The organism is Haladaptatus salinisoli (genome assembly GCF_020614375.1).
Lineage (GTDB): Archaea > Halobacteriota > Halobacteria > Halobacteriales > Haladaptataceae > Haladaptatus > Haladaptatus salinisoli.
In genome coordinates, this window is sequence record NZ_CP085327.1 from 2,115,341 (window position 1) to 2,125,331 (window position 9,991).

Annotated in this window: 10 protein-coding genes and 1 tRNA gene; 5 read left to right on the forward strand and 6 right to left on the reverse strand. The window is 66.6% G+C overall.

Annotation, left to right across the window (positions count from 1 at the left end; genetic code table 11):
- The first annotated feature begins 143 nt into the window (after positions 1-143).
- Positions 144-722, forward strand: a complete 579-nt coding sequence (locus LIX00_RS11540) for a magnesium transporter (RefSeq protein WP_227353333.1) — start codon at positions 144-146, stop codon at positions 720-722.
- Positions 723-1,280: a magnesium transporter gene (locus LIX00_RS11545; RefSeq protein ID WP_227353334.1), complete on the forward strand. Its 558-nt coding sequence runs from the start codon at positions 723-725 to the stop codon at positions 1,278-1,280. It begins immediately after the preceding gene.
- On the opposite strand, the gene LIX00_RS11550 is transcribed toward LIX00_RS11545, so the two are convergent.
- Both LIX00_RS11550 and LIX00_RS11555 read right to left on the reverse strand, forming a co-directional pair.
- Positions 1,281-1,706 carry an RNA-binding domain-containing protein gene (locus LIX00_RS11550; RefSeq protein WP_227353335.1) on the reverse strand — a complete coding sequence of 142 codons (426 nt, stop codon included), beginning with the start codon at positions 1,704-1,706 and terminating at the stop codon, positions 1,281-1,283.
- Positions 1,703-2,284, reverse strand: coding sequence for an AAA family ATPase (locus LIX00_RS11555; protein WP_227353336.1), 582 nt, complete (start codon positions 2,282-2,284; stop codon positions 1,703-1,705). Before LIX00_RS11555 ends, LIX00_RS11550 begins: the two co-directional genes overlap by 4 nt.
- Before the next feature lie 91 nt (positions 2,285-2,375).
- Between LIX00_RS11555 and LIX00_RS11560 the strand changes: the two genes are divergently transcribed.
- A tRNA-Arg gene (locus LIX00_RS11560) sits at positions 2,376-2,450 on the forward strand.
- A gap of 138 nt (positions 2,451-2,588) precedes the next feature.
- Here LIX00_RS11560 and LIX00_RS11565 read toward each other — a convergent pair.
- The 3 genes from LIX00_RS11565 to LIX00_RS11575 all read right to left on the reverse strand — a co-directional run bounded on the left by LIX00_RS11565 (position 2,589) and on the right by LIX00_RS11575 (position 5,292).
- On the reverse strand, positions 2,589-4,565 hold the full coding sequence (locus tag LIX00_RS11565; RefSeq protein ID WP_227353337.1) for a MutS-related protein: 1,977 nt from the start codon (positions 4,563-4,565) through the stop codon (positions 2,589-2,591).
- Between the two features lie 58 nt (positions 4,566-4,623).
- A complete protein-coding gene (locus tag LIX00_RS11570; protein ID WP_227353338.1) occupies positions 4,624-4,782 on the reverse strand; it encodes a hypothetical protein in 159 nt (52 codons plus the stop codon).
- Positions 4,783-4,953: 171 nt separating this feature from the next.
- Positions 4,954-5,292, reverse strand: a complete 339-nt coding sequence (locus tag LIX00_RS11575; protein WP_227353339.1) for a hypothetical protein — start codon at positions 5,290-5,292, stop codon at positions 4,954-4,956.
- Positions 5,293-5,397: 105 nt separating this feature from the next.
- Here LIX00_RS11575 and larE point away from each other — a divergent pair, with 105 nt between their 5' ends.
- Positions 5,398-6,294 (forward strand): ATP-dependent sacrificial sulfur transferase LarE, encoded by an 897-nt coding sequence (larE, locus tag LIX00_RS11580; RefSeq protein WP_227353340.1) that lies wholly within the window; start codon positions 5,398-5,400, stop codon positions 6,292-6,294.
- 234 nt (positions 6,295-6,528) lie between these two features.
- Here larE and tatC read toward each other — a convergent pair whose 3' ends face one another.
- Positions 6,529-7,395 (reverse strand): twin-arginine translocase subunit TatC, encoded by an 867-nt coding sequence (gene tatC, locus LIX00_RS11585; protein WP_227353341.1) that lies wholly within the window; start codon positions 7,393-7,395, stop codon positions 6,529-6,531.
- Between the two features lie 94 nt (positions 7,396-7,489).
- Here tatC and LIX00_RS11590 point away from each other — a divergent pair, with 94 nt between their 5' ends.
- On the forward strand, positions 7,490-9,973 hold the full coding sequence (locus LIX00_RS11590) for a twin-arginine translocase subunit TatC (protein WP_227353342.1): 2,484 nt from the start codon (positions 7,490-7,492) through the stop codon (positions 9,971-9,973).
- The last annotated feature ends 18 nt before the right edge of the window (positions 9,974-9,991 follow it).

Here is a 9,991-nt window from a genome sequence, read left to right on the forward strand (position 1 = left end):
CCGAATCCGAGTACCGGACCGCAACCGACTCGACGAACGAACGACGGTGAACCGACGGACCGGTTCGCCCGCGCGCATCCGGCGGCAAGCGTCGAACGAACACACGCGGTTTTTTGTTTCGCGGCCGTGACCACACACAACAGATGACCGTCCGGGAAGTCGCCGCCGAGGCGTACCGCGAGGCACTCCCTGCGCTGGCCGCGAGCATGATCGGCGGGTTGTTCGCGGGCGTCGTCCTCAGCGGGATGCGCGCCGAACTCCGCGAGGTGAACGGGTTGCTCGTCCTCGTCCCCGCCCTGCTCGCCACCCGCGGGAACGTCTACGGGTCGCTCGGCGCGCGCCTCGCGTCCGGTCTCCACCAGGGGTTGGTCGAACCGTCGTTCGTCCCCGACGACGAGCGAGTGTGGGCGGCCATCGTCGCGTCGCTGGCGAACGGCATCCTCGCCAGCCTCTTCGCGTCGGTGGTGGCGTTTCTCATCCTTCGCCTGCTCTCCGACCCCGTCGCGCCGCTCTCGACGCTGGTCGCCATCGCCCTCATCGCGGGTCTGCTCTCCGGCGTGGCGCTGACCGTAGCCGTGGTCCTGGTGGTGTTCGCGGGCTACCGGCGCGGCCAGAATCCCGACACGCTCGTCGGACCGCTTGTGACGACGACCGGCGACGTGTTCGGCATCTCGTTTCTCCTGCTCGCCGTCAGAATCGTCCTCGCGCTCGGGGGTGGATGAGTGCCGACCCAGTGGACCGTCCGCGCGATAATGCGGGCGATGCTTCCGGTGTTGCTCGTCCTTACCGTGGTCGAAATCGGCAGCGGTCTCGTCCTCGGGTCGTTCGAGAGCACCTTGCTCCGGTATCCGACGCTCCTCGCGCTGGTTCCGGTGACCATCGGGACGGCGGGCAACCTCGGGAGCATCCTCGCCGCCAGACTCTCCACCGCGTTCCACCTCGGTACGCTCTCGTTCGGGCGCGAAGACGACGTGCTCGGAGGGAACGCCGTGGCGACCGTCGCGCTCGCCGTCACCATCTTTCCCCTCGTCGGGGTCGGCGCGTGGACGCTGACGTGGCTCGTCGGCGGGACGGAACTCGGCCTGCCGACCGTCGTCCTCGTCTCGTTGATGAGCGGCATCGCGCTCGCCTTTATCGCGGTGTTCGTGACGCTCGTGGCGACGTACGCCGCCTACCGCTTCGAACTCGACCCGGACGACGTGGTCATCCCGGTCGTGACGAACGCCTGCGACGTGCTGGGGGTCATCGTGCTGTTCGTCGTCGTCAGAATAGTGGTGTGACTACCGGCTATCGCGGGCCTCGTCCGGTATCGGTTTTCCGTCCTCGGTCGGCGGCGCGAGGTGGTCGATGAACTCCTCGACCGGCGGGTCGTTCACCCGGATGCGGACGCGGAGGTCACCGAGTTCGTCGGGGTTGCCGACGGCGAAGTTGACGACGCCGTGGAACGCGGCCTGCTTTTTCAGCGAGAACGCGAGGGTGTCCCCCTCCCGTCCGGAGAAGAACTCGCCGCGGGCCGTGTCGAGTATCTCCTGTCGGTGGAGCAGTTCCGAGAAGTGTTCGACGCTGTGCGCCTCGGCCAGCAGTTCGCCGCGCCCCGATTCTACCTCCGCACCAGGAAAGACGTTCTCGATGGCGTCCGCGACCCGCGCTTCGACCTCGGTGTCCCGCACGGGAGCCGTGATCTGGACGTCGACGCTGTATATCATGGTTGCTCGGCGGTTCGTACGTTCTCCAGCCCCGAAAGTCCGTCTTCGAGGAGGGCGCGAATCCGCTCTCGAAAGGCGTCGAGCGAGTCCGTGTTGTCGATGACGGCGTCGGCCCGCGCCATCGCCCGGTCGAGGCCGAAGCCGAGTTCGCGCTCGTCGCGCTCCCGGAGGCTCTCCTCGTCCTCGTCCGAGCGGTCACGTCCCCGCTCGCCGAGTCGCTCGGCCCGGACTTCGAACGGCGCTTCGATGCTCACCAGGACGAAATCCTCGCCGAAGGCGTCCTCGAACCGCTCGACCTCGACGCCCGAGCGGATCCCGTCCACGAGCACGGTGTCTTCTTCCTCCAGCGCGCTCCGAATCTGCGGAAGCGACTCCTGCGCGATGGCGTCCGGCCCGTTCTCCTTCCGGAGCGCCTTCGCGATTTCGCCGTGGTGCTCCGCCGGGTCGAGACCCCGCTCCCGGCACGCGTCCCGGATGACGTCGCCCATCGTGACGACCGGGACGCCCGACTCCTCCGCGACGGTCGCGGCTTCGCCCTTGCCGCTTCCCGGTAGTCCGACGGTTCCGATTACTCGCATCGGTTTGACTTTCTCGTGAACCGTGCTTAAGGGCTGTGCTCTCGCGTAGAATCCCTATCTCTTATGACGACGCGCCGAGAACGAGGAACGAGGGCACGTAGCTCAGTCCGGATAGAGCGTCGGACTTCTAATCCGACGGTCGTGGGTTCGAATCCCATCGTGCCCGTGCAGCGAGAAGCGCCGCGACGAGCGAACCGGTGCGGAAGGGGATTCGAAGTAGACCGAGGTTCTGCCCGCAGCGCAGGTTCTCGGGCGTGGTTCGAATCCCATCGTGCCCGTCGATTTCTGCGACGAACTGTCGAGACTAGTCGAACTTCCGCAGCAGTCGTTCGTAGAAACCGCTCTCCCCGCCGTCGGCCAGTTTCTCCACGATGAGCTCCGGGGTCGACCGCGCGAGGTGGTCTTTCACCGGCGACCGCTCGACCACCAGTTCGCCGTCCTCCAGTCCCTTCGCTTCGATACCGTCCACCGCCACGTCGGACTCCGCCACGTCCCGAATCTCGTCCGCGAGGTGGGAGACGAACACCCCCGTCACGTCGCGCTCGCCGAGTTCCTCCAGGATTCCGGCGATTATCTTCGCGCTCGCGCCGGGTTCGGTGATGCTCTCGAGTTCGTCCACCAGCACGAGTCGGCCAGTCGTTCCGTCGGCGAGGGCCGCGAACTCCCGGAGCGTGCTCTCGAACGCCCCCGCGTCCAGCGTCCCCTGCGTCTTCCCGTGGTAGTGGAGTTCCTCGAACCGCCGCAGCCGAACCGACTCGGCGGGCACGGGCAGCCCCATCTGCGCGAGGATGACGACGAGCGCCACGAGGTCGAGCGTCGAGGTCTTTCCGCCGCTGTTGACGCCCGAGAGGAGCGCCACGCCCGAGACGCAGTAGTCGACCGGTTCCACCTCCGCGAAGGGAACGTCGAGCAGCGGCGAGCGTCCGCCGCGAACGTCGAACCCCGCGTCCCCGTCGAACTCGGGCATCGCGCACTCGAAGTCGCGGGCGAATCGCGCGATCGCGAGTTCCACGTCCAGTTCGAGCGCGTCGCGGACGAGTTCCTCCGCCGCCTCGCGCTCGTCCGCGAGCGTTCGCGCGAGTTCGCGCTTGCGACGCTCCGCGCGGCGAGACTTCTCCGCCTCCAACTCCTCGCGGAGGCGGGACACCACGACCTCGTCGTGCCCGACCGGGAACGTCGGGTCGTCGGGAAACGCCTGTCGGGCGATTTCGGTCTCGCCGGCGTCGAGCGCGAGCGTCTCGACGAGGTGGTCGCGCGCGGCGTCCACGGCGGCGTCGTACTCGTCGGCCAGTTCGCGCGAGAGGAGCGAATCGACGCCCGCTCCGCGTTCGACCAGCGAGAGCAGGTCCGCCCCCTCGATGGTCACGTCGCGCTCCCGGATGGCGTCGCGCATTCGGTCGTTTGCGACCCCTTCCGCCATCGAGACGGCGGCGTCCAAGTCGGAGATGGCGTTCGTCAGTCGGTCGAGTTCGTCGTCGCCGGCGACGCCGCCGTCCGGGGTGACTCGCTCCAGCGCCGACTCCAACTCCTCGACGTCGAGCGGGGCGTCCATCCCGGCGGCGCGGTGCACCTCCGCGGCAGCGAGCAGGCTGTCGCGGTTCGCCGCGAAGAAGGACAGCGGGCGCTCGGGGACGAGGTCCGCCGGGCGGTCGAGCGCGTCGGGTTCGACGCGAACGTCGCCGTCGACCGCGACGCCCGAGAACGTCTCGTCCAGCGCGACGACGGTGGAGTAGCCGCGGGCGAGTTCGGCCAACTCGCGCGCGTCTTCGACGACCTCGACGGGGAGTTCGGGCACCGCCTCGCGCGCCTTCGCGTATCGTTCGGCGTCCGTCGTCGCCAGACAGCGGTCGCGGACGGTCACCTCCCGCGGCGTCGAGAGCGGTTCGACGCCCGCCAGCGCGTCGCGCACCGCCGACGTCGGGTCGCGCTCCATCGCTCGGACGGCGAACTCGCGCGCCTCCTCGATTCGGGACGCGGACGCGCTGGGGTACAGCGTTTCGAGGCGCTTTTCGGCGTAGGTCGTCACGGTTCGGGCTTGGAGCAGCGCGAGCACGTCCCGGTACAGTTCGCGCGCCCGGTCGGTGGCCAGGAAGCCGCCGGGGTCGTCGTGTCGAATTCGGATGGCGGCGCGCGCGATGGCCGCGGCGCGTCCCTCCGTGATGCCGGGCGCTCGCGCGAGCGTGGCGACGTCGCCGGTCTCTAACGCGCGCTCCGAGTCGTCGAGTTCGGAGAGCGCGTCGGCGGTCTTCGCACCGACACCCGGTATCGCCTCGAAGTCCATTCGCTCCGAGGTATTGCGTCACCCGTAAAAAACGTTCCCGACGCGTCGGCGCGGGATCTCAGCAGCAACCGTTCGCCGACCACGGTTCGCACTCGACGGAGCCGTCCGCGTACTGACAGCACTCCCGCTGGAGTTCGAGATACCGACCGCCCGTCGCTTGGTCGCAGGGGTACGTCGAGCACTTCGTTTCGGTACCACAGAACTTCGTGGGGTTCACGTCCCCGGCGGCGTTCCCCGCGCCGAGCGTGATTCCGGCTAGCGCACCCGCGCCGACCGCTTTCAGGAGCTTTTATTCTAGCAATATAGAAAATAGACGCGTTGCCGAAATCGATCACTATCTCGGACAGCGTCCGTCGTCCGAGCGGAACGGCGGGGAGTCGACGACGAATCAGTCGCCGATCTCGTGGTCGAACTCGTCGCTCGCGAGTTCCTCGACCGTGTCTTTCACCGTTCGTTTCGTATCGTCGTCGATGCCGTCGATCGCTTCGACGCTGTGCGCGCCGCCGTGTGCGGTTTCGAGCGCGTTCAGGTTCAGTTCCCCGTCGGGATTCACGACGGGCAGTTTCAGATCGGTGAAATCGTCCGGCGGGAACCCCGACGACGAGAGCAGGAAGTGATCGGCGATGGTCGAGAGGTCGTCGGTGTCGAAGTCGTTCTCCCGCGGCGAACTCCACTCTCCGGTCGTCGTCCCCGAATATTCGGGCCGGTGGAACGAGTAGTCGGGCATCGGGTAGACATCGACGCAGGCGGAGTTCAAAATAGCGGCCGGACGGGTAAAACGGGCCGCGTCCATCACGAGATTCTTTTGCCCGTCCAGCAGAGATGGGGAAGTATGCCGACCATCGAGGAGAAACTGGCCGCGGCGAAGGCTGACCTCGCCGACCGAGACGGCGTCCTCGTCGCGTTCAGCGGCGGCGTCGATTCGAGCGTGGTGGCCGCCATCGCCCACGACGCGCTGGGCGACGACGCGGTCGCCTGCACCGCCAAGAGCGAAACGCTTCCGGACGCCGAACTCGAAGACGCGCGCCGCGTCGCCGAGGAAATCGGCATCCGGCACGAACTCGCGGAGTTCAGCGAACTGGACGACCCCGCTTTCGTCGCCAACGACGACGACCGCTGTTACCACTGCCGAACGATGCGACTCGGCACGATGTTCGAGACCGCGGAGCGACTCGGCATCGACGTCGTCTGCGACGGGACGAACGCCGACGACGTGGACGCGGGCCACCGTCCCGGCCTGCGCGCGGTGGACGAACTCGACGCCTACTCGCCGCTCCTGCAGCACGATATCTCGAAGGCCGAGGTGCGCGAACTCGCGGATAGCTACGGCCTCTCGGTCGCCGACAAGCCCTCGATGGCGTGCCTCTCCTCGCGCATCCCGACGGGCCTCGAAGTGACCGAGGAACGACTGTCGCGGATCGAACGCGCCGAAGCGCTGCTGCGTCGGTGGGGGTTCTCCCAGTTCCGCGTCCGCGACCACGACGGGCTTGCGCGCATCGAGGTCGGCGACGACGAACTCCGGCGCGCGCTGGACGAGGAGTTCGTCCGCGCCGCCCGCGAGCGATTCACGGAACTCGGATTCGACCACGTCACGCTCGACCTGCACGGCTATCGGACCGGGAGCGTGAGCCCGGAGGACGACCGCGCGGATTCGGGGGGCGAATCGCCGTCAGACGGTCCGCTGGTCGAGGACGTGTTCGCCGCGGAGTACCCGACCGACGAAGCGTGAGCTCATCCCGTCGTCTTCGTAGAAATCGAGCGTGTGCGTTCGCACCCAAAGGGTGGCAGTTTGCTGGCACGCGAACTGCGGTCTGTAGCTGCTGGCACGCGAGCTAAGGGCAGGCGCGAACGCTACTATCGTCTTGGGAAGCTATCTCCTTAGTTATAACCCGATTACGGGTATCGCAAGCGACCATTGTGTGACGTTTCACGGCGAGGAGCGGGACCGAGTACGGCGGTTCCCTTACCTGCCCGTCCACTTCAACAGGAACAGCGTCCCCTCGAAGAGACCGACCATCGTGAGCGCCACGAGGAAGGGAGCCATCCCGGTCGGGTCGGGGCTGAAGAGGAACGCGAAGCCGAGGAATCCGCCCCAGAAGTAGAGTCGGCGGTCGGCCATCCACCGTCGCGTCGTCAGTCCCATCATGATCGCGAGCATGATGAGCAGGGGAATCTGGAAGACGACCGCGAGCACGCCCATCATCATCAGGATGAGGTTGAACGTCTTCGTCAAGCCGAACGCGATGACGACGTCCGCCTTCTGCGTGTACGAGAGGAAGTAGGTGAAGATGGCGGGCAGGATGAGGAAATACGCGAAGCTGACGCCGACGAGCGCTAGCACGAGGCTGGTCGGCACCGCCGCGAGGTAGTAGCGACGTTCGTGCGGGTACAGCCCCGGACGCATGAACAGGTACGTTTCGTAGACCAACACGGGGAGGGCGACGATGAGTCCGCCGAGGCTTGCGACCTTCAGCCTCGTCATCACCAGCGCGAGCGGGTGGTAGAGTCGGGGACGGGTGTTCGGTCCCGGCCCCGAGCTAACCGGAAGAACGGAGTTCCAGAGGAAGTTGATGACGGTGTCCGCCAGCGGCAGAACGACGACGCTCACGACGCCCGCGACGACGATGACGACCGCGAGGCGCTTTATCATCTCCTCGATGTGGTCCGCCAGCGGCATCTCCTCGTCGTCTATCGGCTGGCTCGGCCTGTCGACCGCCTGCTCGGGGTCCTCCGGCGCGTACAGGTCCTCTTCCGGCGGCTCCGGTGCCTCCTCGGAGGCCGGAGCCTTCGATAAGTTGTTCCCTGCCGCCGCCTCCGATTCTTCGCCCATTCACCCGGTGCTAGGTATCGCGGTTATTATAGGCTTTCTTCATCTCGTGAGACGAGAAGATTGATAACTGGCACTCGGCTACCCTTCGCAAGGAATGTCTACTTCGGGGAGCAGCGTAATCGACGAGGATACCGCTAAGACGGTCGCGACCGGGCGCGAGGCGCTCGGCTCGATGCTCTCGACCGCACAGACGCATCTCCAGAAGGTCTTCATCGCGTTCGTCATCGGCTTCATCGCCACGTTCTGGGCGATGGCGGAAGTCGTCTGGCCGTTCCTGAAGGAGGTCACGACCTCAGGAATGTCGGAGAGGGTGATGAGGCAGGTCGACATCGTCGCGAGGACGCCGTTCGACGTCATCCTGTTACAAGCGAAGATAGCGATGGTGGCCGGCGTCATCGTCGCCATCCCCGTCCTGCTCTACTACGCCCGCGACTCGTTCCGCCACCGAAGCTGGTACCCCGATTTCTCCGTCTCCTATTGGAAGGTCGTCCCGCTGGTCGTTCTCGCCGTCGCGCTGTTCGTCGGCGGTCTCTCCTACGGCTACTCGCTTTTCTTCCCGATAATGTTCGAGTTCCTCGCCAACAACGCGACCAGCGCGGGGTTCAGTCCGAAGTACGGCATCGTCGAGTGGACGGAGTTCGTGCTCGTCCTCACGCTCTCGTTCGGACTCGCCGCCGAGATGCCCCTCATCATGAGCGCGCTCGGCTACACCGGAATCGTTCCCTACGAGACGTTCCGCGACAAGTGGCGGTACGCCGTCGTCGGCATCTTCACCTTCGGCGCGTTCTTCTCGCCCCCCGACCCGTTCACGCAGATAATGTGGGCCGCGCCGCTGCTCGTCCTGTACGCTTTCAGCCTCTACCTGACGAAAATCGTCGTCACCGTCCGCCGCGGAAGCAGCGAGGTGAGCCTCCGAAAGACGATGCGGGCGAAGTGGAACTACATCCTCGGCATCGCGCTCGTCGCGGCCGGCGGCGCGTACCTGTTCATCTCGCGCGGCGGCGGCGCGTACGTCGAGGAACGGTTGCTTCCGATGTTTCCCGCGAAGTACCGCCCCGTGAACGACATCCCGCCCGTCGAGCAGTTGTTCGGGGTTCCGCGAGAGACGGCGATTCTCGTCGCCGCGGCGGGGTTCGCGCTGCTCGCGCTCGTCGTCGCCCTCCTCTACTACCTGTTCGCCTCGCTCGAAGCGGGTGCGACCGCGGAGCGGGCCGGAGCGCCCTCCGCCATCGACGTCGACGGACTCGACGCGGCGGGCGTGCGCGCGGCGCCGCCGGAACTGTTCGAGGGGATGAGCGAGGGCGAGTCGCTCGACTACGCCCGCGCCGCGATGGAGAACGACCAACCGGAGAAGGCGCAGGCCATCTTCGACCGCTGGGACGAGGTTCACGAGGAAGAAGAGGAGGACGAACCCGAAGTCCGCGAAGCCGAGGGCGCGCCGCTGGCGGAAGACGTCGCTAACCAGCCCCGGTCGAGCGAGGGCGAGGACGGCAACGTCTTCCAGAGCACCGCCGCGGGCATGGCGAACGCCTTCACGGAAGACGAGACGACCGAGGACGACATCGGCGGCTACTACTACGACATCGCGTTCATCTTCCGCAGTCTCACGTCGAAGATGTTCCGCATCGTCGGCGTCTTCATGCTCGTCCTCGCCGGCGTGTTCGTGGCGCTGTACAGAGGCGGGATGAAGACCATCAACGAGGACTTCACGCGACGCGTTCCGCAGCAGATCGTCAGGGACGGCGACCTGCTCAACATCGTCACGCTCCACCCCGTCGAGGCGCTCATCTTCGAGGTGAAGGTCAGCACCCTCCTCGCCGCCGTCTCGGTGCTCCCGATGGTGCTCTACTACGGGTGGCCGGCGATGAAAGAGCGCAACCTCGTCAGGGGGAACCGCAACATCTTCTTCCTGTGGGGCGGCGTGCTCGTCGGCGGTCTCCTCGTCGGAAGCGCCATCGGCTACGGTCTCGTCGCGCCGCGCATCATCTCGTGGCTCGTCACCGACGCGCACCAGGCGAACATGGTCATCTACTACCGAGTGAAGAGCTTCTTCTGGCTCGTCTTCTTCACCACGGTCGGCGTCGGATTGCTCGCGGACGTCCCCCTCACGATGCTCCTGTTCCACTCGGGCGGCATCCTCCCTTACGACACGATGCGCGAACGCTGGCGCGTCTTCGTCGTGGGCACGTTCGCCGTCGCGGGACTGGTGACGCCGGACAGCCTCTACACGATGTTCCTCGTCGCCATCCCCGTCTCGCTCGCCTACGGCCTCGGGCTGGCGACGCTCGGCTCCAGTCGGCTCGTCCGGGCGAAGGGCATCCAACTCGTTGGCATCGTCATCGTCGGCTTCCTCGCGACCTACGCGACGCTCCTCCTCGGCGGTGACGTGTGGCTGACCAACGAGATTCTGCCGATGCTCCCGGCCGCGATACGACCCGAGTCGCTGCTGGCCGACGGACTGCTCGGCCGTCCCCGCACGACGGCGATGATCCTGGTTGCCGCGACGGTCGGGGCGCTCTCCTTTTTCGTCGGCCTGCTAGCGTACGGGGTGCGCGGTCACCGGGCGCGACGCCGCTGACACCGCTCCCGTTCAGCC

Bases quoted from the DNA above. Each gene is read 5' to 3' on its own strand.
- LIX00_RS11540 (WP_227353333.1), top strand. From the start codon at position 144: ATGACCGTCCGGGAAGTCGCCGCCGAGGCGTACCGCGAGGCACTCCCT.
- LIX00_RS11550 (WP_227353335.1), bottom strand. From the start codon at position 1,706: ATGATATACAGCGTCGACGTCCAGATCACGGCTCCCGTGCGGGACACC.
- LIX00_RS11555 (WP_227353336.1), bottom strand. From the start codon at position 2,284: ATGCGAGTAATCGGAACCGTCGGACTACCGGGAAGCGGCAAGGGCGAA.
- LIX00_RS11565 (WP_227353337.1), bottom strand. From the start codon at position 4,565: ATGGACTTCGAGGCGATACCGGGTGTCGGTGCGAAGACCGCCGACGCG.
- LIX00_RS11575 (WP_227353339.1), bottom strand. From the start codon at position 5,292: ATGCCCGACTACTCGTTCCACCGGCCCGAATATTCGGGGACGACGACC.
- larE (WP_227353340.1), top strand. From the start codon at position 5,398: ATGCCGACCATCGAGGAGAAACTGGCCGCGGCGAAGGCTGACCTCGCC.
- tatC (WP_227353341.1), bottom strand. From the start codon at position 7,395: ATGGGCGAAGAATCGGAGGCGGCGGCAGGGAACAACTTATCGAAGGCT.
- LIX00_RS11590 (WP_227353342.1), top strand. From the start codon at position 7,490: ATGTCTACTTCGGGGAGCAGCGTAATCGACGAGGATACCGCTAAGACG.